This window comes from Pseudomonas sp. AC136 (assembly GCF_979258585.1).
Map to the genome: position 1 here is coordinate 1,138,162 of NZ_OZ409865.1, position 25,166 is coordinate 1,163,327.

Consider the following 25,166-nt stretch of genomic DNA (forward strand, 5'->3'; position numbering starts at 1 on the left):
GAGAACTTACGCTCCAAGGAGGTTAACCAAACGGGACACCTGCATATCCATTTTGAAATTTGCTTCAAAATACTCTCTCCCTGATTGTCCCATCGCGTCTTGCTCGCCCTTCGTGAGCGCTTTCATTCGCCGAATATTGGCGACCAAAGGCAATACCTGTTCCGCTGCCGAGGTGAATCCCGCGCTCGCTTCTTCCACGACCTGGGCGCCTTCGCCATTAAGCGACGCAATAATCGGCCGCCCCGAGGCCAGATAGGACTGAACTTTACTGGGAATAGTCTTGGAAAAAATGTCTTCGTTGGTGAGCGAGACCAATAACGCTGAAGACCGCGCGAATATTGCCGGCATAGCCTCCATCGGAAAGCGTCCCGGCAGTGCCAAGTTATCGAGATTGAGCAGCTGCTTTTGCGCCTGTAACCAACCCAAGCGACTGCCACTGCCAACCAGAACCAAGCGAATTTGCGGATCGTCCTGCAACTGCACGGCGGCCTGCACTAAGGTATCCAGCGCCTGCGCAGTACCGAGATTGCCGGCGAACACGACGCAAAAATGCGAATCGAGTAGTTCCGTCAGCTCAGGAGCTAGCGCGACCTCGGCTGTCGACGGCTGGCCGTCGATAGAGTTGGGGTAGTAGTGAATTTTTTCCCGAGCGGCGTAGTGCGCAACCGAGTCGATAAACGACCGGGATTGCACGAGCAGCAAGTCACAATGGTGATAAATACGCTTCACCACCCAACCAACGGCTTTGAGTGCGTGTGGGTTTTTAACGAAGCCAGTCGCCGCGAGACTTTCCGGCCAAAGGTCTTGCACCCATAACGCCAGCTTGGCTTTTTTAATCCATTTCAAGGCAATCGCCGGAATCGTTTGGGTGACCGGGGACGGAGCGAATACCACGATGGCGTCAAACTCGAGCTTGCGCAGCATCCAGGGCAGGCAAAACAAGCCGGCGACGACAAAAGACAGGTAGTTGAGTATCAGATTTTTCGCCCCGCCCTGCCCGCGCGGCCAGAGAGGCACACGCACTACATCGACTCGGTCGAGGTAGCGTTCGCGCTGAAGCCCCCAAGCGCGGTAGCCCTCGAACACATTTCCGTCCGGGTAGTTTGGCTTGCCCGTGGCCACGGTCACTTGGTGCCCCTGCTCGTCGAGCGTGCGCACGATGTCGTTGATGATGAAACTTTCCGGCCAGAAGTACTGGCTCAAAATAAGGATTTTCAAGCCAGGCTCACTTTTGCTTATTCACTGGAGCCGAAGCCGGCTGAAACGGTACGCCCGAGAGTTGTTCGTAAACCTGGCCAGCCCTACCGAGCAGCACATCCCAGGTGTAATGAGCCAACACCAGCTGTCGCAATTTTTCGCCGTAAACGGGCAATGCTTGTGGCTCGCCAAGCAGTTGATCGAGCCCCGCTGCTAACGCATCGACCTGGGCAGCCACTACCAAACCGCCGCCAGCGCCTTGCACTTCGTCAAAACCACATTGGTCGGTAAGCATGACCGGCGTGCCTTGCAGGCCCGCCTCCAACGCCACCAACGACATGGCTTCACGGCGCGAGGGCACGGCCAACAAGTCGGCTGCAGCCAGGGCATCCTGCTTCGCCTGACCGGCTAGAAAACCGACAAAGCGCACCCGTTCGGACAGCCCTACTTCACGGGCCTGCGCCCTGAGTTGCAGACCCAGCGAATCGTCCGGGCCGGCAAAAACCAACACCGCATCAGGATGACGTTCGGCAATCGCCGCGAACGCCTCAAGCAACAGATCAGGCCCTTTTATGGGACTCAGCCGCCCTAGAAACAGCACGACCTGCTTACCATCCAATTCATATCGCGCCCTGAAAGAAACGACATCCGGCACCGCGGTGCTGTCGGGATCGACGCCATTGGGCAGAAGCACGATGCGCTCATCAGTCACGCCGTACTCGTGAAACTGCTCGCGCTCCAACTCCGTCACGGCAAAACACCGCGACGCCCCTTTCACGATGCGCCGGCCCACGACCCGGTTATAAATCCGCTTGATCCAAACCGACCGGCCAAAGATGCGTAAAGCGCCTGCCGGGCAATACACATAGGGCTTATTCAACCGCAGCGCCGCCAGACAAACCCGAGCGCCCAGAACGCTCCAATGACCGGTGAAATGAATGACATCAGCCTCCGCCACCAGCGCGGCGATGCGTCTGCCGGAGATAGCGGGCAATAAAAAGCGACGCAGGAGTGAGCGCACGGCCACCACGCGAATGCCCTCAAGCTCGGCATGGCGTTTAGCGCCCAATCCTTCGGAAGTGCAAAGTACCGTGCAGCTGACACCTGCTCGTTGAAGCGCCTTGGCGAGCTGAAAGGTTCGCTCGGCAGTGCCACCTCCCGAAGAAGGATCAATGCCGTCAGCCACGTGCAAGACCTTCATCGGGCGCGATTCTTCATATAAGCCTCAGCAAACTCCCGGAGCGCAGACGTGAATTCCACCGGCGGCTCGAACCCCCAGCTGCGTAACTTTGCACCGTCGTAAATCAAATTAGGATCAGCCTGCGAACGCCCCACAAGGCGGAGTAAAAATTTCAGCAGCGCACCGGGTAGCCTGGCGGATGAGCTGAGCACAGGCTTACCCATCGCCGCCGCTAAGAGTGCATCCACGGCCTGATAGTTGTTGGCGTGTTGGTCGTCGGCAGCGACCAGAAACACCTGCCCGGCCAGAGGGCGATCAAGGGAAGCAAGAAACATGATCGCCGCCACCACCTCATGCACGCTGACCAAATGCAGAGCGCGTCGGCCATGCAGAAACCGCAACACGCGGCGCTTGAGTACCGAACCGCCGGCGATGCCTTCGGCCAGCTTGAGCAGGTTTTGCCCGCCTGCGCCAAACACCGCCGTCGGGCGCAAAATGCCGAGATCAACCTGCGCGCCCAGCTCCGCGCGAAGGGTTATCTCCGCCGACAGTTTTTGCCGCTCGTACACCGTTTTCGCCTCGCCGGGCGTGTCCTCATTTACACGCCGAGCCGCCGGCACACCAATCACCATCGCCGTGCTGATATGCAGCACCCGGCGAACCCGAGCTTCGCGCGCGGCATGAGCAAGGTGCCTGATAGCACTGGAAAACTGTTCGTCGGACACAGCATCGGCGGGCTGAGCCAAATTGATCAGCACATCTGCTTCCCGGAGAAAGGCTACAAGGCTGGATTGATCAAACAGGTCGCCGACGACGGATTCAACGCCCGCAATCGAGGTTTGCGCCGAGCGGGTCAAAACCTTCACCCGCGCCCCTGAAGCGAGCAACAACGGCACGAGGTGAGAGCCAATGAAGCCGGTCGCCCCGGAGAGACAAACCGTTTGCCCCGCCAAGGTTTGTGCGCGTTCGGAATGAGCCGATGCCTGAACCATTTCGACCTCAGCCACGAATGCGATTCACGAGACGGACAATGCGGTGCAATGTTCGATTGAAGACACTGTGAAACAGCACCTTTAACGTGCGTGGCGCGAGAAAGTTACGTGGGCTTAGACGAAACGCGTTGCGCAACGCCGAGTATCCGGACGCAAAGCGCCCAGCCCGAATGTGCAGCTGAGCGGAAGCAATCCAGGCACTGCTTAGCGCCTCTCCCTCCAGGCCCTGGAGCGCGGCGGGCAAGGGCTGCGCGTCAATAAAACCGGTGATGATGCGCACCGGCTCAGACGCTTTGACCTCATCAGCCATTGCAAAAGTTTGCGACCCCTCGTGCACCCGAAACGAGGCCAACAGTTCCGGCACCCGAACAAACCGGCCATAACGCCCGAGGCGCAGCCAATAGTCATAATCCGGCATCTGACGAAAGCTGCTATTCCAGCCTCCGGCAGCCAAAAATGCCGCTTTGGTAAAAAACACACCTGGCCCTGGATGGCACACCAACTGGCCAAACATTTCGGCGTAATTGAAATCGGGCGCCGACACCTTGCGAATGACCTTCGAGGCTGGGTCGAACAAATTGAAATCGCAATACGTCAGCACGACGTCGTCCTGCAAAAACGCCAGCGACCGGCTCACCGCATCAGGAAACAGCGCGTCATCAGCGCTCAAATACGACAGCACCTCTCCCCGCGCCATGTTCCACCCCTTATTCAGGGTATTGGCCTGCCCCATGTTGGTATGGGTTTCCCACCGAAACGCATCGCCATACCGCTTGAGCACGTCAGCCGTTTCGTCGGTCGAGCCATCGTCCAGCACGATCAGCTCAATGTTCGGGTAATCCTGGGCCAAGACGCTGTCAATGGCCTCGGCAAGGTAACCGGCGTGGTTGTAGGCAGGGATGACGATGGAGACGACTTTATCGGTCATATTGTTTATCACTAGAGACTTTTGACAGGCTTGGAAACAGGCTCAACAAAATTTAAGCGCTTAACATCGGGCTCATAACGCGAAAGCATTTCCATAGTCTCAGGACCAATCGGCGTCCAACCTTCTGCCATCTTAGAGGCGGCCTTAGTCCTGTTTAGCTTATTTAAAATCTGATATAGAAATTTCACCAAAGGCTTTATCACCGAAGGCGAAGCATTAAATAACTTAACCACCATCCCTCTGTTATTAATAAACGATGGCAGCATGAACAATTCCGCCTGATGTGGCTCGTCCAGCCCGTAAAGAGCGCCTTTTAATCTCTTGGTATCGAACATCTGGTGATAAGCGTGCATAACTTGCATAAAAAGTAACGCTTTTGTTTTTTCAGGCAACTCGGCAGCCGTAACCGTGCTAATGGTCTTCACCAAATGGGCGTACAGCGTGGGAATCTTTTCCTGCGAGATACCTTCACCCATAATCGAGTAAGCGCTCTCATGAAGTAATACCGCCGCGCCATAAGAGTTCACCACAACGAAAGGGAACACCAGCGCCGCCATAGTCATATATAGGGAATCACTCCCCGACGGGTCAAATGGCCCAAGCTGCATCCTAACGCGCGAACTAAAAACGACAGAGGTCGTGACGAAATGAGACACGGCCATTTTGCGGCTGATCTCAGGCCCCGGTTGGTAGACACCGGCCTGCCAATCTCGATTTCTAAATTCCACTCGCTCGTGAATAGTGTCGACCGTTAGAGTCTTTGTGCACACAAAACCGGCATCAGGATTTTCTGCAAAAGATTGAAGAGCCTGGGCATAAAAATTGGGAAGAAGAAAATCATCGTCGCTTAACAAAGAATAATATTGGGTGCTAACTCGCGCCAGCGCACTCATAATATTTCTGGCACCACCGATGTTCTCGGAATTAACAAAATATTTTACCCTGGGATCGCGGGCGACATACTCTGCGACGACTGCCGCCGTATCATCAGTCGATGCGTTATCACAGACATGCACCTCGTGCCCGTCTACATCCTGAGCCAAAGCACTTTCGATCGCCCTTCGCAGCATCGCAGAACGTTCAAATGTCGGAATAACCGTTGTAATCATCTACCGAACCTCAAAATTCTTTGGAACATCAACGCGCGACTTACGGGCAAGACTAAAGCGACGCAAAAAAGACAGCTTAATCCTGCAATAGCCAACACAAAGAACTCAATTACGCGCGAACCTGAACTCGGCGCCAATGCGCGAAATAAAATAACCACGAAGACCGCAGCGATTGAAGGCGCTATTAAAGATTCCAAATACCAACGCCACTTCTCTTCGGACAACAACCTAACGTGCATTATTTGCACGGAAACCAAAACATAAATCAGATTTAAACCGACCCATACTGCTGCAGCGCCAACAGCGCCCCACTTAGCGACGCAAATGTAAATAGCGGGCCCCAGAAACACCACCGCCACAATATTCTGCACCAAGGCTAGACTGGTCCAACCATTAGCCAACTGGAGCGCATATGGAATATTCACCATTCCATTTAGAAAATTCCCCACCACCAGTAGCGTAATAAGAGTACCTGTGCCGCTTGCGAGCGAACTATTGCCCGACCACAACAGGACGACCTCCGACGAATACGCTGCCAATATGGCGGCTATCGGAATCACCGTTAACGCCATAATCTGACTCGCCTGATGATAAGTAGCACCTAAACGAGCTTGGTCGCCCGAAGCCACAAGCTGGGTAATCCGAGGCAGATATGTAGAGAAGATAGGCCCAATAAGCCGAAAGAGGACGGCAGCCACGGTAGACGCAAATACGTAATAGCCAAAGTCTTCAAGCGTAAGAATCCGGCTGAGAAGAATCTTGTCCATTTGACTTAACAGCGTACCTAACAACGCAACGCCCGTCATTCCTGCAGCAAACCTCCAGACATCTTTGAGTATCGTTGGAGAAAAGGTTGCCGTGACATCGGGCAATAGTTTCCAAAACACATGCCGCATCACCAGTAACTGCAAGAAAGCGGCCAATGCCTGCCAAGCCAGAAAGGCACTAATGGTGGGACTCAGGAAACACAAAACAACCAGGACACCGAGCGACTGCACGGTTGCGAAAAACGCAACGATCAGGTTTAGGTGTACGTGTTTCTGAAGGCCGCCGAACCCACCCATGTACAACGATATGGGCCATCGAGCCGCGATAGCAAAAGCCATGACCGACAGCGCGAATTCAACTTCTTGGGGGCTGATACTTTTAGGCTTCAACCAATCGCTTGCTATGTACCCCGAAAGCATATGGATACAGAGGAAAACGACAACAGCAAGACACAGGTATATAACTTCAAAAGTCTTTACAGTATCAACTGCTCTCTTTCCATCTCCAACTCCACCGGAGAGTCGAGCCAACTCCCTTGCAAGCACCTGAGAAAGACCCAGGTCTAAAATTGCAAACATTGCCTGCAGAGAAAGATAAACCCCAACTATTCCGTAGGCCTCAACACCCATTAATTTTATGTAAACAGGAACAAATGCAAGCCCCATAACAGCAGACCAGCCACTACCTAAAAGGTTGGCAGCCATATTTGATCTGATGTTTGGAGCTGCGCTCTGCTTCACGTTATCGCCTTAGACACGCAACAAGAAACCGTCTGGAGCAACGGTAATAAGCAGCTTATTCTCGACCGATTTATCAATCGCCAAACCAAAGTCATTACCGTCGGCACCCTTTATTGGGGATTTCGAAAGATTGTCGAGATAAGCCCATACAGCAGTCTTAGCATTATCGCCTTTACCCCAAGGGCGATCAGGGAACGCGTCTTCCGGCAAGTCTTCGATTACCGTGTCAAATACGACACAGTAACTGCCCTTGCTGGTCAACGGCGCGTACGCCTCGAGCTCGGCGAGCACGTGCTCGTGGGTATGATTGGAATCCAAGACGACCATGACACGCTTGAAATCTTTAGCGAAGTCTTTAACTTGCGAAATAATTTCCGGCGCAATGGACGAGCCTTGGATCATAGAGATTCGGCCAGCCATTGGATGGTCCAGTACCGCTTGCTTATTATGCTCACGAATATCGATATCGATACCCAGCACTTTGCGTGCGGGCTTTTTGGGGTCCAGCAAGGTTCCGTTCGTAACAGCGTCGCTATAATCGAGCAGCGCTAATACAGAGGCACTCATAATCAACGAGCCGCCATGCGCAATGCCCGTTTCGATAATGAGGTCTGGCTTGACTTGCCAGATCAGCTCCTGCATTGCCACCATATCTTGAGGGTATTGGATGATGGGCCGGCCGAGCGCTTCGAAGTGGTAGGAATACTTATGGGCGTTTGCCAGATTGAACCACTCCCGAGTCTTTGCACGTAATTCGGGGTCCGCACCCTGAGCGGCGATCTCAGCGTTGCATTCAGCTTTAAATTTCTCGTAATGATTCACTTGATTCTCCTAGAAATTGAAACTCTAATCTCGTACTGCTCGCCATGCTCTTCAAAATAACAAGCTGGAAAGCCTTCAAATGTTCTTGCCCGAAGCAAATTAATAAGATCTTTCGCCGTATAGGTTTTATCTAATTCCACTTCACTTGCTGGCTCGAGCTCAGACGCTTTATGGAAGCTGCCTTTGCTCAGGTCCTGCTTTATCCGTTTAAACGTGCCGCTGCGTAATTCCGGGTAGGCGACTTGAAACAGAACAACCATTTCGGACTGAGCACGATGGTAAAGCGTGGCGCCGGTGTCTTCCCATGTGTAAGGAATAGGTCGCTGAGCCACTATGTCTCCGCTATCTACTCCGGTGTCAACGAAATGCAGGGTCACGCCGAAGGGCGCGCCCTCTACAAGCGCCCAAAAATTGTAATTCTTGCCTCTGTTGTAAGGAAGCAAACTGGGATGGGTATTGATAAAACCACTAGCTGCGGTGGAAATAATTTCTTCACGAATAATTTTCGGCCACCAAATAAGCAAGCCGAAGTCGATTTTTTTCTGAGTGGCGGTTATATCCAGAACCAACTGTGCATCCGTGGAATAACAAACACAGGTAACTCCGCTCGCCAGTGCGCAGGCGTAAATATCGTTTTCTGAAACCGTCACCACTAACGCAATATCGTCTTTATAGTTAGCGAGAAGCCACTGCACCAGTCGAAGGCCAACTGCACCGTCAGCGAAGACGATGTTATTCATTAACCACCACGCATTTCTTGACAACCGCAACCACTCGCTCCATTTCAGCCACGGTAATATCGTGGAAGCTAGGCAGATTTATGGCGCGCTCCGGTATGCTCTTGGCGATAGGATTATTACCATTCGAATCAATGATGCCCATCTGCGATAGCGGATAAAAAAATACGCGGGCGTCAATGTTTTCGAGAGCGAAAGCATTCTGCAATGCCTCTCTTTTCACGCCGCTTTCTTCAGTGAAAACCACCGTTGGCATCCAGGCTCCGTTAATACAACCTGCCGGCTCGGGATTTAGCTGAGCGCTTGTAATATCAGCGAGTGAATCTCGATAGAAAGAGAGTATCTGACGCTTTCTATCAATAAGCTCTTCAATACGCTCAATTTGAGCGCATCCAATGGCAGCTTGAATGTTTGACATTTTGTATTTGAAACCTACAACATCCGGCCAAAACTGCTTTTTCTGGCTTCTCGCTCGACCATGGTTCGATAGAGTCAACACCGCCTCGTAGAGTGCAGGATCGTTGGTTACAAAGATGCCGCCTTCCCCGGTGGTCATTGTCTTGGTGCCGTGAAAAGAGAACGCGCCAAACGCGCCCATACTTCCGGCTTTATTACCGTTGTATTGCGAACCAAGGGCCTCTGCAGCATCCTCAATAACCGGAAGGTTATGCTTACGCCCGATACTAAGCAGCGCATCCATATCGCAAAGATTGCCATAAAGATGTACCGCCACGATCGCTTTGGTACGAGGCGTAATGGCCGCTTCCACTTGGGCCGGGTCCAGGCACCAGGAGTCGGGCAATATGTCGACGAAAACTGGGGTCGCTCCAAGCTGCACAATCGGCGATGCAGTGGCGATCCAGTTGGTGTCCGCCATAATCACTTCGTCGCCAGGGCCAATACCGAGCGCGGCCATGCCCATGTGCAACGCTCCAGTACAACTGGAGGTAGCGATCGCATATTTAACGCCGAGATGAGCTTTAAAGGCTTCTTCGAACCGGGAGATGTATTCGTAGCAACGATCACCCCAACCATTCCTAGCTGCGTCGGTTGCGTATTCAACCTCGAGTTCGGTAATTGAGGGTTTGGTGTAATAGATGCGTTCGCTCATTTTAACTCCAGCGTCGGAACTGCAGTGACGTACTTACCGCCCCACTCACGGATATAGCCGGTCTGCTGCATAACTTCGGTTGCAATATTCCACGGCAGAATCACGACGATATCCGGGCGCTCCGCAATCAGTCTTTCCGGTGCAAACACAGGGATATGACTGCCAGGCAAATATTTCCCCTGCTTCGAGGGCGCTGCATCACATACGAAGGACAGTAGGTCAGGTTTAACCCCGGCGTAGTTCAACAACGTATTCCCTTTGGCAGCGGCCCCATAGGCGGCCACTTTTTTCCCTGCTCGCTTTTGTTCGATAAGGAAACTCAGCAGGTTATTTTTCAGTTCATCCGCGCGTTGCTGGAAGCTTTCGTACACGGCTAGGTTTTGCAGGCCGGCAGTTGCTTCGGCTTCCAGTACCGCAGCGACGGCGGCGCTGGTAGCGGGCGCCTGTTCTGCGTGGGCGCCGAATATGCGCAAGCTTCCGCCGTGGGTTGGAAGCTCTTGTACGTCGTAGATGCACAAGCCCGCCGCGGCGAAGATTTGCGAGACGGTGTACAGCGACAGGTAGGAAAAATGCTCGTGGTAGACGGTGTCGAACTGGGTGTGTTCGATCAGGCGCATCAGGTGTGGAAACTCCAGCGTGATCGTACCGCCAGGTTTCAAGGCGGCTTTTAAACCACGAGTGAAGTCGTTGATGTCGGGGACGTGTGCATAAACGTTGTTGCCGGCGATCAAGTCGGCTTGGCGCCCTTCGTCTGCCAGACGCTTGCCCAGCGCTTCGCCGAAAAACTCGCGCAATACGGGAATCCCGAGACTTTCCGCAGCGGCTGCGGTGCTGGCGGTCGGCTCGATTCCCAGGCATGGAATATCGCTGTCCACGAAGTTTTTCAGCAGGTATCCATCGTTGGATGCGACTTCGATCACGAAGCTTTCATTACCGAGTGCGAGACGCTCGGTCATGGCTTTGGCGTAAGCCGCTGCGTGCTCCAGCCAACTGCTGGAGGTCGAAGAAAAGTAGGCGTAGTCCTTGGAAAAGAACAGATCGGCCTGCGCGTAGTCTTCCGTCTGCACCAGCCAGCAGTGGCTGCACACTTTCAGTTTGAGCGGGAAGTAAGTTTCAGGCGCGCTGAGTTCCGTCTCACTAAGGTAGGCGTTCGAAGGCGGCGCGAACCCGAGGTCAACGAACGTGTGTTGGAGCGGATCGGCACAGTGACGACAGTTCATAGATACAGTCCGGCAAAATCGGGAGTTAGCAGCGGATGATTCGTATCGCGCTGTGATAAATCGGTGACCGGCAACGGCCACGTGATGTTGACGAGAGGATCGTCAAAACGAACGGCACCTTCGGACGCGGGCTCGTAGAAAGCGGTGTGCAGGTAAAGCAGCTCGCTCTCGGCTTCCAACACTTGAAACCCGTGCGCGCACCCTTTTGGAATTACCAACATATTCGCAGATTCGGGGCTCAGTATTTCGGCGTGCCATTGAAGGAACGTCGGTGAGTTCGCACGCAAATCCAAGACCACATCCCAAACGCGCCCTTTTAGGCAGCGGACCATTTTTATTTCGGCGTAGGGCGCGTGCTGAAAGTGCATACCTCTTACCGCCCCCACTGCGCGGGTGCGGGAATGGTTGATCTGCACGATGTGCTCAGCACCCAACTGCTCTGCGAGACTTCGTTCGCAGAAAAGCCGGCCGAAAGCGCCACGGTTATCCTCAAATGGAAGTTGTTGGGCGACCACGAGACCGTCGATTTTGGTGTGACTGACAATCATGCTTCGACCCAGACGCTGCCGGCTTCGCCCGCGGCTTCAACGTAACGCTTGAGTTGCTCGCCCGTTAGCGCCACGCCGGTGGTGTGATGATGTTTGTACCATTGAGCGGTCATTGCCAGGCTTTCGGTGATAGTCCATACCGGCCGCCAAGAGAGATGGGCATGAGCCTTTGCGCAGTCCAGATAAAGCAGATTGGCTTCGTGCGGTTGCGTGGCTTGCGAGGTATGCCAGACCATCTGTGACCAATGTATCTGGAGGCTTTTCAACACGTCGGCAACGGTGCGGTTGTCTTCGGGGGCTGGCCCGAAATTCCAGGCATCGGCGGCGGTTTTATCCGCGAGCAAGAGACGCTGACCGAGGAGCAGGTAGCCGGACAGGCAGTCCAATACGTGCTGCCAAGGCCGCGTCGACTGCGGCGAGCGGATTTCCAGCGACGTATTGGCTGCGACGGCGCGGACCAGGTCGGGGATGAGCCGATCTTCAGACCAATCGCCGCCGCCAATCACGTTGCCGGCTCGCGCCGACGCCATCAACGGCGCGCCTTCGCTGGACCAGAACGACTTGCGGTAGCTTTCGACGACTAGCTCACTGGCGGCTTTGGATGCGCTATAGGGGTCGTGGCCGCCGAGACGATCGACTTCCCGATAGCCCCACGGCCATTCGTTATTGGCGTAGACCTTGTCGGTGGTGATGACGACCACGGCGGTGACGCTTGCGGTCGTGCGGCATGCTTCGAGGACATTAGCCGTGCCCATCACGTTTGTAGACCAGCTTTCTAGCGGGTCTCGATACGAGCGGCGGACCAACGCTTGTGCGGCCAGGTGAAAAACGATGTCTGGCTGGACTTGGTTAAATACGTCCTGCACCGCCTTGGCATCGCGAATGTCGCCGGTAATGTCTCGGGCAGAACTGTTCAGCAGCGACCAATGACTGGGGTTTGTGCCCGCCTCTAGGGCGAACCCGGTCACATCAGCACCCAGCTCCGTGAGCCAAGCGGCAAGCCAGCTGCCTTTGAAACCGGTGTGCCCGGTTAACAGCACTTTGCGGCCGCGGTAGATATCACCGAAAAGTTTCATGCCCACACTTTCCAGGGGGGAGTGCCGTTGCTCCACAGGTCTTCCAAGTGGTTCTTGTCACGTAGCGTGTCCATCGCCTGCCAGAAGCCATTGTGCTCGTAGGCCATCAAATTACCTTCGCTGGCTAAACGCATTAATGGTTCAGCTTCCCAGCTACTTTGGTCGTTGGCGATGTAATCGATGACAGAGGGATTCAAAACGAAATAGCCGCCGTTGATCCAGGCACCATCGCCGGCCGGCTTCTCCTGAAAGCTTTGCACCGACCCGCCCTGCAGGTTCAGCGCGCCATATCTACCAGGCGGCTGGATGGCGGTTACGGTGGCAGGTTTGCCGTGGGCAAGATGGAAATCGACGAGATCGCGAATGTTGACGTCGGCAACGCCATCGCCATAGGTAAAGCAGAAAGGCTCATCGCCGAGATGTTCGCGAACGCGCTTAAGTCGCCCGCCGGTCAGAGTGTCCTCGCCGGTATTCACCAACGTAACTCGCCATGGCTCTACATAGCGCTGGTGAACTTCCATGGTGTTGTTAGACATATCAAACGTTACGTCTGACATATGAAGAAAGTAGTTAGCAAAGTACTCTTTTATTACATAGCCTTTATAACCACAGCAGATCACGAAATCATTTATTCCGTAGTAGGAGTAAATTTTCATAATGTGCCACAAGATAGGTTTTCCACCGATCTCGATCATTGGCTTAGGTTTGAGATGGGACTCTTCAGAGATGCGCGTGCCGAGGCCGCCTGCAAGAATTACCGCTTTCATGAAAACCTTACCTGCCAATGCTTATGAACACTCGCGACGAAACCAGGCGGTCGCGGCGGCGAAATAATTAAGCAGGAGAGAAAGGCAGGCCACACACCTGTGAAATCAGTCGATTTTTCAACGTGTTAACTGAAAAATCCATTTCATACAAGCCTGAAAAATGTAGGGCTTGGACCATCCTGCGAAGGCCGAATTCTACCTCAAACGGTAAATAACTCGCGAGCCTTACAGGGCAATCTATTTTGCAGAATCCGATTCAAACGGTTCAGCGTACCGCGCTTCAGGGAGGGAAATGAGCGCTATTGTGGTAAGCCAGCTTTATTCGTCTTCGTTGACCCGGTCGCGCAACTCCTTGCCCGGTTTGAAATGCGGGACAAACTTCCCGTCCAACCGAACTGACTGCCCCGTCTTGGGGTTTCGCCCAACTCTCGGTGCACGGAAGTGGAGTGAAAAGCTGCCAAATCCTCGAATCTCGATCCGATCTCCCGTCGCCAGCGCTTGGGACATCTGTTCCAGCATGGTCTTGATAGCCAACTCAACGTCTTTTGGGGACAAGAGGCCTTGATGGGTGACGATGCGTTCGATCAGTTCGGACTTGGTCATGATTTTCCCTTCGTTTTCAAGCGACTAGATCAGCTTGCAAAGGTTTTAGCATGACCGCAGCGCTTTGAACAGCCCCCTGAACGCTGCAGCTTGTTGAATTCAAAAACAAAAAAAGGCGACCGAAGTCGCCTTTTTTCTTAAAGGAAGCTCAGAACTTAGTTCTGGTTTTCCATTTGTGCGCGGATCAGATCACCGATGGTGGTCGGACCAGCAGTTTCAACTTCCTGCTTGCGCATTTCTTTGATGGCTTCTTTTTCGTCTTCAACGTCTTTCGACTTAACCGACAAGCTGATTACGCGGCTCTTACGGTCAACGCTGATGATTTTAGCTTCTACTTCTTCGCCTTCTTTCAGCACGTTGCGGGCGTCTTCAACGCGGTCGCGGCTGATTTCGGAGGCTTTCAGTACAGCTTCGATGCCTTCGGCCAGGGTGATTACAGCGCCCTTGGCGTCTACTTCTTTGACGGTGCCGCGAACGATCGCGCCTTTGTCGTTGGTAGCAACGTATTCGGAGAACGGATCGCTTTCCAGTTGCTTGATGCCTAGGGAGATGCGCTCACGCTCTGGGTCAACCGACAGGATCACGGTGTCCAACTCGTCGCCTTTCTTGAAGCGGCGTACAGCTTCTTCGCCAACTTCGTTCCAGGAGATATCGGAAAGGTGAACCAGGCCGTCGATGCCGCCATCCAGACCAATGAAGATACCGAAATCGGTGATCGACTTGATGGTGCCGGAGATCTTGTCGCCTTTGTTGAACTGACCCGAGAAATCTTCCCACGGGTTAGTTTTGCACTGCTTGATGCCCAGGGAGATACGACGACGCTCTTCGTCGATGTCCAGAACCATAACTTCCACTTCGTCGCCAACTTGTACGACTTTCGAAGGGTGGATGTTCTTGTTGGTCCAGTCCATTTCGGAAACGTGTACCAGACCTTCAACGCCTTCTTCCAGCTCAGCGAAGCAGCCGTAGTCGGTCAGGTTGGTTACACGAGCAGTCACGCGAGTGCCTTCTGGGTAACGCGCTTTGATAGCAACCCATGGGTCTTCGCCCAGTTGCTTCAAGCCCAGGGAAACACGGTTACGCTCACGATCGTACTTCAGCACTTTTACATCGATCTCATCGCCAACGTTGACGATTTCCGATGGATGCTTGATGCGTTTCCAAGCCATGTCGGTGATGTGCAGCAGGCCGTCCACGCCACCCAGATCGACGAATGCGCCGTAGTCGGTGAGGTTTTTGACGATACCTTTGACTTGCTGGCCTTCTTGCAGGGATTCCAGCAGAGCTTCACGCTCGGCGGAGTTCTCGGCTTCGAGGACGCTGCGACGGGAAACGACAACGTTGTTGCGCTTCTGGTCGAGCTTGATGACTTTGAATTCCAGCTCTTTGCCTTCGAGGTGCGTGGTGTCGCGCACTGGGCGAACGTCAACCAAAGAACCTGGCAGGAACGCACGGATGCCGTTAACGTCGACTGTGAAGCCGCCTTTAACCTTACCGTTGATAACGCCCTTAACCACTTCTTCAGCTGCGAAAGCCGCTTCCAGAACGATCCAGCACTCTGCACGTTTGGCTTTTTCGCGGGACAGCTTGGTTTCACCAAAGCCATCTTCAACCGCGTCCAGCGCAACGTGTACTTCGTCACCGACCTTGATGGTCAGCTCGCCAGCGTCGTTGTAGAACTGCTCGAGCGGGATGACGCCTTCAGACTTCAGACCGGCGTGGACAGTAACCCAGTCACCATCGATATCAACAACGATACCAGTGATGATTGCGCCCGGCTGCATGTCGAGGGTTTTTAGGCTTTCTTCAAAAAGTTCTGCAAAGCTTTCGCTCATGTTAATTCCTGATTGATCTAGGACGGATAAACCCGCCCAGCATCCACACTCCAGACAATGTGGGTTTCGTTAGTTTAAAAGCCGGGTGTGGGATAAAGACTGGGTTCCTCACACACCTGCTCTGTCATCCAGCGAGGTCGCGATTGGCGACTTCGTTCAGAATGCGTTCCAGCACCTGCTCGATCGAGAGTTCGGTGGAATCCAGCACAATGGCGTCAGCCGCTGGTTTGAGCGGTGCCACCGTGCGCTGAGTATCGCGCTCATCGCGCAGACGAATCTCGTCTAGCAGACTCGCAAGATTAACATCGTCGCCTTTTGCCTTCAACTGCAAGTACCGGCGTCGAGCACGCTCTTCCGCGCTGGCCGTCAGGAAAACCTTAAGCGGAGCGTCGGGGAAAACCACGGTGCCCATGTCGCGACCATCCGCCACAAGCCCTGGCATTTCCTGAAACGCGCGTTGGCGCTGCAACAGCGCATCCCGCACGGCGCCTAGTGCGGCCACCTGCGAAGCACCGGCGCCAATCTGCTCGTTGCGAATCGCGTCAGTTACTTCTTCGCCTTCAAGAATGATGCGTTGCGGCTGGCCATTGGCGGCCGCCACGAACTGCACATCCAGATGAGCGGCGAGCAGCTTTAGCGCTTCTTCATTAGTGAGGTCGACGCCATGGTTGCGCGCTGCGAATGCCAACAAGCGATACAGCGCACCAGAATCCAACAAGCTCCAGCCCAGCTTTTTGGCGACCAAGCTGGCAATCGTGCCCTTGCCCGAACCGCTTGGACCGTCGATTGCGATGACTGGCGCCTGAATGCTCATGATTTGCCCTCTTCAGCGACACGAATGCCCACTTGCGCGGCCAGGCCGAGGAAGTTGGGGAACGAGGTGGCGACGTTGGCGCAATCGTGAATGCGGATTGGCGCCGTAGCGCGCAGCGAGGCGACGCTGAAGGACATGGCGATGCGATGGTCGCCATGGCTGTGCACTTCGCCCCCGCCCAGGGTGCCACCATCAATGATAATGCCGTCCGGCGTCGGCTCGACCTTCGCGCCCAACGCCAGCAGCCCATCGGCCATAACCTGAATACGGTCGGACTCTTTTACCCGCAGCTCTTCAGCGCCGCGCAGCACAGTGCGCCCTTCAGCCACAGAGGCAGCGACGAACAGTACCGGGAATTCATCGATGGCCAGCGGCACCAAGTCTTCCGGAATGTCGATGCCTTTGAGTTTGGCCGAGCGAACGCGTAAATCGGCTACTGGCTCGCCGCCCACTTCCCGCTGGTTTTCCAGCGTGATGTCGGCGCCCATCAGACGCAGGATGTCGATCACGCCAGTACGGGTCGGGTTAATGCCGACATGTTCCAGCACCAACTCGGAATCTTCGGCAATCGAACCGGCGACCAGGAAGAAAGCGGCGGAGGAAATATCCGCCGGCACTTCGATGTGCGTCGCGGTCAGTTTGTGGCCGGATTCAACGGTCGCCTTGTTGCCTTCGACGGTCACCGGGCAACCGAAGCCGCGCAGCATGCGCTCGGTGTGGTCACGCGTTGGCGCAGGCTCGATCACGGTGGTTGAGCCCGCAGCGTACAGACCGGCGAGCAGCAGGCAGGATTTCACCTGAGCACTGGCCATCGGCATTTCGTAGGTCATGCCACCCAGGCGACGGCCGCCGTGAATGGTCATGGGCGGACGCCCTTCAGCAGCGGTGTCGATCAAGGCGCCCATTTCACGCAGTGGCTTGGCCACGCGATTCATCGGACGTTTCGACAGCGACGCATCGCCCGTAAGGGTGACGTCGAACGGCTGCGCAGCCAGCAGGCCCGACAGCAGACGCATCGAAGTGCCCGAGTTGCCCAGATAGATCGGGCCGGGTGGCGCTTTCAGGCCATGCAGGCCAACGCCGTGGATGGTCACGCGGCCGTGATGCGGGCCTTCAATGACCACGCCCATGTCGCGGAACGCCTGCAGGGTCGCCAGGGCGTCCTCGCCTTCCAGGAAACCTTCCACTTCGGTTACGCCTTCGGCCAGCGAGCCGAGCATGATCGAGCGGTGGGAAATGGATTTGTCGCCCGGTACACGAATACGGCCGGACAAACGGCCACCTGGGTTGGCCAGGAAAATCAGATCGTTGGTATTCATAGCGTCCACATAGGCCCGACGGGCCAAAATTTTGCTGAAATGCTCACGGGCCACTCGAGCGCGAGTGAAAACGCCCAGAAGCTGATGCCCATCCCCGGCATCGACCGCGTCGCGCAGGGCGTCGAGGTCGCTGCGAAAAGTGTCCAGCGTGCGCAGCACTGCCTCGCGATTGGCGAGGAAGATGTCATGCCACATCACCGGATCGCTGCCGGCGATTCGCGTAAAGTCGCGAAAGCCGCCAGCGGCGTAACGAAAGATCTCCAGGTTCTCGCTGCGTTTGGCCAGCGAGTCGACCAGCCCGAATGCCAACAGATGCGGCAAGTGGCTGGTGGCGGCCAGCACCTGATCGTGGTGCTCCACCGCCATATGTTCAACGTCGGCGCCCAGCGCACGCCACAGGGCGTCGACCAGGCTCAACGCTGCCGAATCCGTCTGTTCAAGCGGCGTCAAAATGACTTTATGACGACGGAACAACTCGCTATTCGAGGCCTCAACACCGCTCTGCTCCGACCCGGCAATTGGGTGACCCGGCACGAACCGCGCTGGCAAACCGTCGAAGGCCAGACGCGCCGCGCGCACCACATTGCCTTTGGCGCTGCCGACATCGGTCAGCACGGCGTCGCCCAGGTCGAGCTTGGCCAATTCGCGCAGCAGCTTTTCCATCGCCAGAATAGGAACCGCCAGCTGAATCACACTGGCGCCCTGACAGGCGGCAGCCAATTCTGCTTCGCAGCGGTCCACCACACCCAACTCGACGGCCATGCGCCGCGACTCGGGGTCAAGGTCGAGGCCGACCACTTCCCGGCACAAGCCGCTTTCGCGCAAGCCTTTGGCGAACGACCCGCCGATCAAGCCCAGGCCAATCACCACCAGGCGCTCGATCATAGGTGCACGCTGTTGCGCCGCCATGACATCAGCCACTGGCGAGAACCTTGGTCAGCGCATCTAGAAAGCGGGTGTTCTCAGCCGGCAGGCCGATGGTGACGCGCAGGAAGTTCGGCATGCCGTAGTTGGCAACCGGACGTACGATCACGCCTTCACGCAGCAGGCCTTGATACACCGGCATGCCTTCGCGTCCGAGGTCCACAGCGATGAAGTTGCCTTTCGAGGCAATCCAGCTCAGGCCCAGCGTGCGGAAACCCTGTTCCAGTTGCTGCATGCCCGCGTCGTTGAGCGCGCGACTTTCATCAAGGTAGGCCGCATCCGCCAGCGCCGCACAAGCCGCCGCCTGGGCGAGGCTGTTGACGTTGAACGGCTGGCGAACGCGGTTTAGCACGTCGGCAATGGCGGGCGACGATACGCCGTAGCCCACGCGCAACGCAGCCAGGCCATACGCCTTGGAGAAGGTGCGCGACACCAGCAAGTTCGGGTGCGCGGCGAGGAAATTCAGCCCATCCGGCAGTTCTCCGCCAGTGGCGTATTCGATATACGCCTCGTCGAGCACTACCAACGCATGCGCTGGCACCTTGGCGAGGAAACGGCGCAACGCATCGGCATCAAACCAGGTGCCGGTCGGGTTGTTCGGGTTGGCGATAAACACCACACGGGTGTTGGCGTCGATGGCCGCGAGCATGGCGTCGAGGTCGTGCCCCCACTCCTTCGCCGGCACCACTTTGGCCTGAGCGCCCACCGCCTGGGTGGCGATGGGATAAACGGCGAACGCGTGCTCGCTGAACACCGCATTCAAGCCCGGCGCCAAATACGCACGGGCGACCAGCTCAAGAATGTCGTTCGAGCCGTTGCCGAGCGTCACTTGATTAGTCCGCACACCGCAGCGCTCAGCCAGCGCCGCTTTCAATTCGAAGCCGTTGCCGTCCGGGTAACGCGTCAATTCGGCGGCCGCCACGCGAATGGCCTCCAGCGATTTCGGACTTGGCCCCAGCGGGTTTTCGTTACTGGCCAATTTGACGATGCTGGCCGGGTCCAGATTCAGCTCCCGGGCGAGCTCGTCTACCGGTTTACCCGGCACGTAAGGCGAAAGCTTTTGCACGCCGGGCTGGGCCAGGGCGAGGAAATCACTGCTCATGGGTTCTCCTCAGAGAATCGTGGAGGTCACAGCACTGCCTTGGGATACGAGCCCAATACTTTCAGTGCGACCGCTTCCTGATTGATCTTTTCCAGCACGTCACGGATCAGCGGATCACGGTGATGGCCAGCAAAGTCGATAAAGAACACATAGGTCCATTTGCCACTGCGCGATGGCCGCGTTTCGATGCGGGTCAGGTCGATTCCATTGGCATGGAACGGCACCAGCAGTTCATGCAAGGCGCCCGGCTGGTTGCGCATCGAGGCGATGATCGAGGTCTTGTCGTCGCCGGTCGGCGGCACTTCCTGACTGCCAATGATGAGGAAGCGCGTGGAGTTATCCGGACGGTCTTCAATCTTCTCGGCCAACTTGCTCAAGCCATACAAACCAGCGGCCATGTCGCCGGCAATCGCCGCTGAGTTCCACTCGCTCTTCACCCGCTTGGCGGCTTCGGCGTTGCTCGAAACTGCTACGCGCTCCACGTTCGGGTAATGCGCGTCCAGCCATTTGCGGCACTGCGCCAGGGACTGAGCGTGGGAGTAAATGCGGGTAATGCGGTCGGTTTTGGTGACATCACCGACCAACAAGTGATGGTGAATGCGCAGCTCAACTTCGCCGCAAATCACCAAGTCGTGTTCGAAGAAGCTGTCGAGGGTGTTGTTCACCGCGCCTTCGGTGGAATTTTCCACCGGCACCACGCCGAAGTTCACCGCACCGGCGGCCACTTCGCGGAACACTTCGTCGATGGCAGCCATCGGTACGGTAATGACCGCATGGCCGAAATGCTTCATGGCTGCTGCTTGGGTAAAGGTACCTTCCGGCCCCAGATAAGCCACTTTCAGCGGCTGCTCAAGCGCCAGGCACGACGACATGATTTCACGGAACAAACGCGCCACTTCCTCATTTGGCAGTGGGCCTTTGTTCAGTTCCATGATGTGCTTGAGCACCCAGGCTTCGCGTTCTGGACGGTAGAAAACCGGCTTCTCGCCCTCGGGCAGCGCGGCCATTTTCACCCGTGCCACTTCTTGCGCGCAGCTGGCGCGCTCGCTGATCAAATCGAGGATTCGCTTGTCGAGGCTATCGATGCGAACCCGCAGCGCTTTGAGCTCGTGCTCGGAAGGTACACCTGTCATTTAGCCGTGCTCCTTCTCGAACTCCGCCATGTAGGCAACCAGCGCTTGAACGCCATCGAGGCCGACGGCGTTATAGATAGAAGCGCGCATACCGCCGACCGAACGGTGGCCTTTAAGGTTCAGCAGGCCACGGGCGTCCGCGCCGGCCAGGAATGGCTTGTCCAGGCGCTCGTCCGCCAGACGGAACGGCACGTTCATCCAGGAGCGCGCATTAATGGCAATCGGGTTGCTGTAAAGACCGCTGGCGTCGATGGCGCCGTACAGCAGCTCTTTCTTCGCCCGGTTGCGCTGCTCCATGGCCGCGACACCGCCCTGCTCTTTCAGCCATTCGAACACCAGGCCAGAGAGGTACCAGGAGAAGGTCGCTGGCGTGTTGTACATCGAGCCGTTATCGGCCGCGACTTTGTAGTTGAGCATGGTCGGCGTGCTGGAGCGAGCACGGCCGAGCAGGTCTTCACGGACGATCACCACGACCAAACCGGACGGACCGATGTTCTTCTGGGCGCCGGCGTAAATCAGGCCGAACTTCGACACGTCGAGGTTGCGCGACAGAATGTCCGAAGACATATCAACCACCAACGGCACGTCACCGGTTTCCGGAATCCAGTCGAATTGCAGACCACCGATGGTTTCGTTGCTGGCGTAGTGAACGTAAGCGGCGTCTTTAGTGAGCTGCCATTCGTTCTGGCCAGGGATGGCGAAGTAGTCGTACGGCTTGGCACTGGCGGCGACGTTGACGTTGCCGTAGCGACGCGCTTCTTCGATGCTTTTCTTCGACCAGATGCCGGTGTCGATGTAGTCGGCCGTACCGTCTTCTGGCAGCAGGTTCAGGGCGATTTCGGCAAATTGCTGGCTCGCGCCGCCTTGCAGAAACAGCACTTTATAGTTCGACGGAATAGCGAGCAGGTCGCGCAGGTCTTGCTCGGCTTTCTCAGCAATGGCCACGTAGTCATCGCTGCGATGGCTCATCTCCATGACCGAAAGGCCTTTGCCATTCCAGTCCAGGAGCTCGGCCTGAGCACGTTGCAGTACAGCTTCGGGAAGCGCGGCTGGGCCTGCGCAGAAGTTAAAGGCTCGCTTGCTCACGTCAGTCTCTCTCGTTCTACACCGTCAACCGAGCGACGGTGCATGCTGTCATTCGTGCAGGTGTGAGGCGCGCCACCGAAGGCAGCGCGCCCTGCCCGCTTAGTCTTCGCTTGGCGCCTCGGCCGCGTCGTCGGACACCGCGTCAATCGCGTCGTCCAGATCGGCACTGTGCAAGTCAGCAGCATCGATGTCGGCATCATCCAGCTCAGCGCCTTCCAGCACTTCACCGTCTTCGCCAACCAGCACTTGCCCTTCCACTTCCGAAGGTTCCTGCACACGCTCCAGGCCAACCAGCGTCTCGTCAGAGGCCAGCTTGATCAGCGTGACGCCTTGGGTGTTGCGGCCCGAACTGGACACTTCGTCCACACGGGTACGCACCAAGGTGCCCTGATCGGAAATCAGCATGATCTCCTCGCCGTCTTGCACCTGAATAGCGCCAATGAGCTTGCCGTTACGCTCCTTGGTGACCATGGCGATAACGCCCTGACCGCCACGACCGCGACGCGGGAATTTGCTCAAGGCGGTGCGCTTGCCGAAGCCGCGCTCGGAGGCAGTAAGAATCTGCGCGCCGGATTCAGGAATCAGCATGGAAATCAGCGTTTGCCCTTTGCCCAAACGCATACCGCGAATACCACGGGCGCCACGGCCCATCACGCGGATCGAGCTTTCAGCGAAGCGAATCACCTTACCGGAGTCGTTGAACAGCATGACTTCCTTGGCGCCGTCGGTGATGGCCGCTGCGATCAGGGTGTCGCCTTCTTTCAACTTCAGCGCGATCAAGCCGCTGGTACGCGGACGGGCGAATTGCGACAGCGGGGTCTTCTTCACGGTGCCCATGGCGGTGGCCATAAAGATGTACTCGCCGGTCGGCTCAGCCACCCACTCAGCGGTCTCGCCTTCGACTTCTTCGACTTCCGCCGCTTCTTCGGCTTCCACCACTTCGCCTTCGATCACATCTTCGGCGTCGTCCAGATCGTCGTCAGCGCCGGCCGTTTTCTGCAGGGCTTCGAGGTCGATCTGCAGCATGGTGGTGATGTATTCACCTTCGTCCAGCGGCAGCAAATTCACCAACGGACGACCACGGGCAGCGCGGGACGCTTCCGGGATTTCGTAGGTTTTCAGCCAGTACACCTTGCCCTTGCTGGAGAACAGCAACAGCGTAGCGTGACTGTTGGCGACCAGCAGGTGCTCAATGTAGTCCTCATCCTTCACGCCGGTAGCTGACTTGCCTTTACCGCCGCGACGCTGGGCCTGATAGGCCGACAGCGGCTGGGTCTTGGCATAACCACCGTGGGAAATGGTGACTACACGCTCTTCTTCGGTGATCAAGTCACCTAGAGTCAGGTCCAGACGAGTGTCGAGAATTTCAGTGCGACGCTTGTCGCCGAACTCGGCTTTCACACCTTCCAGCTCTTCGCGGATCACTTCCATCAGGCGCGTGGCGCTGGTCAGGATGCGGATCAGCTCGCCGATCTGGTCGAGAATTTCTTTGTACTCGGCCAGCAGTTTTTCGTGCTCAAGACCGGTCAGGCGGTGCAGACGCAGGTCGAGAATCGCCTGAGCCTGTTCTGGCGACAGGTAATACTTGCCGTCACGCAGGCCATATTGCGGGTCGAGGTCTTGCGGGCGGCACGCTTCGGCGCCAGCCGCTTCAACCATGCCCTGCACGGCACTGGATTCCCAGGCTTGGGAAATTAACGCTTCCTTGGCTTCTGCCGAGCTAGGCGACGCCTTGATGACCGCGATAACCGGGTCGATATTGGACAGCGCAACGGCCTGGCCTTCAAGGATGTGGCCGCGCTCACGGGCTTTGCGCAGCAGGTAGACGGTACGGCGGGTAACCACTTCACGGCGGTGAAGAATGAACGCTTCAAGCAGATCCTTGAGGTTCAGAATCTTCGGCTGGCCGTCGATCAGCGCCACCACGTTGATGCCGAATACGCTTTGCAGCTGGGTTTGCGCGTAGAGGTTGTTGAGGATCACCTCCGGCACTTCGCCGCGACGCAGCTCGATGACGATGCGCATGCCGTCTTTGTCGGACTCATCGCGCAGCTCGGTGATGCCTTCGAGCTTCTTCTCTTTCACCAGCTCGGCAATCTTCTCGATCACGCGGGCTTTGTTGAGCTGATACGGCAGCTCGGTGATCACGATCTGCTGGCGGCCACCGACTTTGTCGATGTCTTCGAACATGGCGCGGGCGCGAATCTGGATGCGACCACGGCCGGTGCGGTAGGCCTCGATGATGCCGGCACGACCGTTGATGATCGCCGCAGTCGGAAAGTCCGGACCGGGGATGTAGTGCATCAGGTCGTCGATCGTCAGCTCGGGGTTGTCGATCAGCGCCAGGCAACCGTCGATAACCTCGGTGAGGTTGTGCGGCGGAATGTTGGTCGCCATGCCCACGGCAATACCGCTAGAACCGTTGACCAGCAGGTTGGGGATCTTGGTGGGCATAACGGCCGGAATGATTTCGGTGCCGTCGTAGTTGGGCACCCAGTCGACCGTTTCTTTGTCGAGGTCGGCCAGCAGTTCATGGGCCAACTTGGTCATGCGCACTTCGGTGTATCGCATGGCGGCGGCGTTGTCGCCGTCTACCGAACCGAAGTTGCCCTGGCCGTCGACCAGCAGGTAGCGCAAGGAGAAGGGCTGCGCCATACGGACGATGGTGTCGTAAACCGCCGTATCACCGTGGGGGTGGTACTTACCGATTACGTCACCGACCACACGGGCGGATTTCTTGTAAGCCTTGTTCCAGTCGTTGCCCAGCTCGCTCATCGCGTACAGAACGCGACGGTGCACGGGCTTGAGGCCGTCACGTGCATCCGGCAAGGCGCGCCCTACGATTACGCTCATTGCGTAGTCGAGGTAGGACTGTTTCAGCTCGTCTTCGATATTGACCGGGAGGATTTCTTTGGCCAGTTCGCCCATGAGAAGCCTGGTTCCTTTTTCTGGTGAAACTCCGCGCATTCATCCTGAATGACGGGGAGTTCGCCGTTGCCGCCTTCAGGCCACAACGACACATGACAAATCAACGAGTTATGGCATGGATCTGCGCAATTGGGGTGGCCATGGCAGGCCCCCTTGAAAACTGACGGAGAGTACCACAACCGATGCCCTGAACCTATCCCCGCAACGCAGGCCGCGCGTCAGGCGAG

Annotated in this window: 21 protein-coding genes; all 21 read right to left on the reverse strand. The window is 56.4% G+C overall.

What is annotated here, in order from left to right:
* Positions 1 to 6: 6 nt before the first annotated feature.
* The 21 genes from ACZZZU_RS05115 to gyrA all read right to left on the reverse strand — a co-directional run bounded on the left by ACZZZU_RS05115 (position 7) and on the right by gyrA (position 24,939).
* Positions 7 to 1,218 carry a glycosyltransferase family 4 protein gene (locus ACZZZU_RS05115; RefSeq protein WP_463549953.1) on the reverse strand — a complete coding sequence of 404 codons (1,212 nt, stop codon included), beginning with the start codon at positions 1,216 to 1,218 and terminating at the stop codon, positions 7 to 9.
* A gap of 7 nt (positions 1,219 to 1,225) precedes the next feature.
* Positions 1,226 to 2,383, reverse strand: coding sequence for a glycosyltransferase (locus tag ACZZZU_RS05120; protein WP_463549954.1), 1,158 nt, complete (start codon positions 2,381 to 2,383; stop codon positions 1,226 to 1,228).
* Between the two features lie 11 nt (positions 2,384 to 2,394).
* A complete protein-coding gene (locus tag ACZZZU_RS05125) occupies positions 2,395 to 3,384 on the reverse strand; it encodes an NAD-dependent epimerase/dehydratase family protein (protein WP_463549955.1) in 990 nt (329 codons plus the stop codon).
* On the reverse strand, positions 3,377 to 4,297 hold the full coding sequence (locus tag ACZZZU_RS05130) for a glycosyltransferase (protein WP_463549956.1): 921 nt from the start codon (positions 4,295 to 4,297) through the stop codon (positions 3,377 to 3,379). Before ACZZZU_RS05130 ends, ACZZZU_RS05125 begins: the two co-directional genes overlap by 8 nt.
* A gap of 11 nt (positions 4,298 to 4,308) precedes the next feature.
* Positions 4,309 to 5,406 (reverse strand): glycosyltransferase family 2 protein, encoded by a 1,098-nt coding sequence (locus tag ACZZZU_RS05135; RefSeq protein WP_463549957.1) that lies wholly within the window; start codon positions 5,404 to 5,406, stop codon positions 4,309 to 4,311.
* Positions 5,403 to 6,914, reverse strand: a complete 1,512-nt coding sequence (locus ACZZZU_RS05140; RefSeq protein WP_463549958.1) for an oligosaccharide flippase family protein — start codon at positions 6,912 to 6,914, stop codon at positions 5,403 to 5,405. The genes ACZZZU_RS05135 and ACZZZU_RS05140 overlap by 4 nt, the downstream gene beginning before the upstream one ends.
* 9 nt (positions 6,915 to 6,923) lie before the next feature.
* The gene (locus tag ACZZZU_RS05145) at positions 6,924 to 7,736 is read right to left on the reverse strand and encodes a cephalosporin hydroxylase family protein (protein WP_463549959.1); all 813 of its coding nucleotides are present in this window, start codon (positions 7,734 to 7,736) and stop codon (positions 6,924 to 6,926) included.
* The gene (locus ACZZZU_RS05150) at positions 7,733 to 8,476 is read right to left on the reverse strand and encodes a formyltransferase family protein (protein WP_463549960.1); all 744 of its coding nucleotides are present in this window, start codon (positions 8,474 to 8,476) and stop codon (positions 7,733 to 7,735) included. Before ACZZZU_RS05150 ends, ACZZZU_RS05145 begins: the two co-directional genes overlap by 4 nt.
* Entirely contained in the window at positions 8,469 to 9,584 is a 1,116-nt protein-coding gene (locus tag ACZZZU_RS05155) for a DegT/DnrJ/EryC1/StrS family aminotransferase (RefSeq protein WP_463549961.1), read from the reverse strand. Before ACZZZU_RS05155 ends, ACZZZU_RS05150 begins: the two co-directional genes overlap by 8 nt.
* Positions 9,581 to 10,804: a class I SAM-dependent methyltransferase gene (locus ACZZZU_RS05160; protein ID WP_463549962.1), complete on the reverse strand. Its 1,224-nt coding sequence runs from the start codon at positions 10,802 to 10,804 to the stop codon at positions 9,581 to 9,583. The genes ACZZZU_RS05155 and ACZZZU_RS05160 overlap by 4 nt, the downstream gene beginning before the upstream one ends.
* On the reverse strand, positions 10,801 to 11,352 hold the full coding sequence (locus tag ACZZZU_RS05165) for a dTDP-4-dehydrorhamnose 3,5-epimerase family protein (RefSeq protein WP_463549963.1): 552 nt from the start codon (positions 11,350 to 11,352) through the stop codon (positions 10,801 to 10,803). The genes ACZZZU_RS05160 and ACZZZU_RS05165 overlap by 4 nt, the downstream gene beginning before the upstream one ends.
* Positions 11,349 to 12,428, reverse strand: coding sequence for a CDP-glucose 4,6-dehydratase (rfbG, locus tag ACZZZU_RS05170; RefSeq protein ID WP_463549964.1), 1,080 nt, complete (start codon positions 12,426 to 12,428; stop codon positions 11,349 to 11,351). The genes ACZZZU_RS05165 and rfbG overlap by 4 nt, the downstream gene beginning before the upstream one ends.
* Positions 12,425 to 13,195 (reverse strand): glucose-1-phosphate cytidylyltransferase, encoded by a 771-nt coding sequence (rfbF, locus tag ACZZZU_RS05175; protein WP_463549965.1) that lies wholly within the window; start codon positions 13,193 to 13,195, stop codon positions 12,425 to 12,427. Before rfbF ends, rfbG begins: the two co-directional genes overlap by 4 nt.
* Before the next feature lie 318 nt (positions 13,196 to 13,513).
* Positions 13,514 to 13,798 carry an integration host factor subunit beta gene (gene ihfB, locus ACZZZU_RS05180; protein WP_108098123.1) on the reverse strand — a complete coding sequence of 95 codons (285 nt, stop codon included), beginning with the start codon at positions 13,796 to 13,798 and terminating at the stop codon, positions 13,514 to 13,516.
* 155 nt (positions 13,799 to 13,953) lie between these two features.
* Positions 13,954 to 15,633 carry a 30S ribosomal protein S1 gene (rpsA, locus tag ACZZZU_RS05185; protein WP_122453300.1) on the reverse strand — a complete coding sequence of 560 codons (1,680 nt, stop codon included), beginning with the start codon at positions 15,631 to 15,633 and terminating at the stop codon, positions 13,954 to 13,956.
* A 124-nt stretch (positions 15,634 to 15,757) separates the two neighbouring features.
* Positions 15,758 to 16,447, reverse strand: a complete 690-nt coding sequence (gene cmk, locus ACZZZU_RS05190) for a (d)CMP kinase (RefSeq protein ID WP_463549966.1) — start codon at positions 16,445 to 16,447, stop codon at positions 15,758 to 15,760.
* A complete protein-coding gene (locus tag ACZZZU_RS05195) occupies positions 16,444 to 18,651 on the reverse strand; it encodes a bifunctional prephenate dehydrogenase/3-phosphoshikimate 1-carboxyvinyltransferase (RefSeq protein WP_463552107.1) in 2,208 nt (735 codons plus the stop codon). Before ACZZZU_RS05195 ends, cmk begins: the two co-directional genes overlap by 4 nt.
* Before the next feature lie 28 nt (positions 18,652 to 18,679).
* Positions 18,680 to 19,792: a histidinol-phosphate transaminase gene (gene hisC, locus ACZZZU_RS05200; RefSeq protein ID WP_463549968.1), complete on the reverse strand. Its 1,113-nt coding sequence runs from the start codon at positions 19,790 to 19,792 to the stop codon at positions 18,680 to 18,682.
* A 26-nt stretch (positions 19,793 to 19,818) separates the two neighbouring features.
* Positions 19,819 to 20,925 carry a prephenate dehydratase gene (pheA, locus tag ACZZZU_RS05205; RefSeq protein WP_122497890.1) on the reverse strand — a complete coding sequence of 369 codons (1,107 nt, stop codon included), beginning with the start codon at positions 20,923 to 20,925 and terminating at the stop codon, positions 19,819 to 19,821.
* Complete coding sequence (gene serC, locus ACZZZU_RS05210) at positions 20,926 to 22,011, reverse strand: 3-phosphoserine/phosphohydroxythreonine transaminase (protein ID WP_122453305.1); 1,086 nt, start codon at positions 22,009 to 22,011, stop codon at positions 20,926 to 20,928. It abuts the gene before it with no gap.
* A gap of 99 nt (positions 22,012 to 22,110) precedes the next feature.
* The gene (gene gyrA / locus ACZZZU_RS05215; protein ID WP_463382433.1) at positions 22,111 to 24,939 is read right to left on the reverse strand and encodes a DNA gyrase subunit A; all 2,829 of its coding nucleotides are present in this window, start codon (positions 24,937 to 24,939) and stop codon (positions 22,111 to 22,113) included.
* Positions 24,940 to 25,166 lie beyond the last annotated feature (227 nt).

Coding starts and splice junctions, on each gene's coding strand:
- ACZZZU_RS05155 (WP_463549961.1), bottom strand. CDS start 9,584: ATGAGCGAACGCATCTATTACACCAAACCCTCAATTACCGAACTCGAG.
- pheA (WP_122497890.1), bottom strand. CDS start 20,925: ATGACAGGTGTACCTTCCGAGCACGAGCTCAAAGCGCTGCGGGTTCGC.
- ACZZZU_RS05160 (WP_463549962.1), bottom strand. CDS start 10,804: ATGAACTGTCGTCACTGTGCCGATCCGCTCCAACACACGTTCGTTGAC.
- ACZZZU_RS05165 (WP_463549963.1), bottom strand. CDS start 11,352: ATGATTGTCAGTCACACCAAAATCGACGGTCTCGTGGTCGCCCAACAA.
- ACZZZU_RS05150 (WP_463549960.1), bottom strand. CDS start 8,476: ATGAATAACATCGTCTTCGCTGACGGTGCAGTTGGCCTTCGACTGGTG.
- rpsA (WP_122453300.1), bottom strand. CDS start 15,633: ATGAGCGAAAGCTTTGCAGAACTTTTTGAAGAAAGCCTAAAAACCCTC.
- rfbG (WP_463549964.1), bottom strand. CDS start 12,428: ATGAAACTTTTCGGTGATATCTACCGCGGCCGCAAAGTGCTGTTAACC.
- ACZZZU_RS05195 (WP_463552107.1), bottom strand. CDS start 18,651: ATGATCGAGCGCCTGGTGGTGATTGGCCTGGGCTTGATCGGCGGGTCG.
- ACZZZU_RS05135 (WP_463549957.1), bottom strand. CDS start 5,406: ATGATTACAACGGTTATTCCGACATTTGAACGTTCTGCGATGCTGCGA.
- cmk (WP_463549966.1), bottom strand. CDS start 16,447: ATGAGCATTCAGGCGCCAGTCATCGCAATCGACGGTCCAAGCGGTTCG.
- ihfB (WP_108098123.1), bottom strand. CDS start 13,798: ATGACCAAGTCCGAACTGATCGAACGCATCGTCACCCATCAAGGCCTC.
- hisC (WP_463549968.1), bottom strand. CDS start 19,792: ATGAGCAGTGATTTCCTCGCCCTGGCCCAGCCCGGCGTGCAAAAGCTT.
- gyrA (WP_463382433.1), bottom strand. CDS start 24,939: ATGGGCGAACTGGCCAAAGAAATCCTCCCGGTCAATATCGAAGACGAG.
- rfbF (WP_463549965.1), bottom strand. CDS start 13,195: ATGAAAGCGGTAATTCTTGCAGGCGGCCTCGGCACGCGCATCTCTGAA.
- ACZZZU_RS05130 (WP_463549956.1), bottom strand. CDS start 4,297: ATGACCGATAAAGTCGTCTCCATCGTCATCCCTGCCTACAACCACGCC.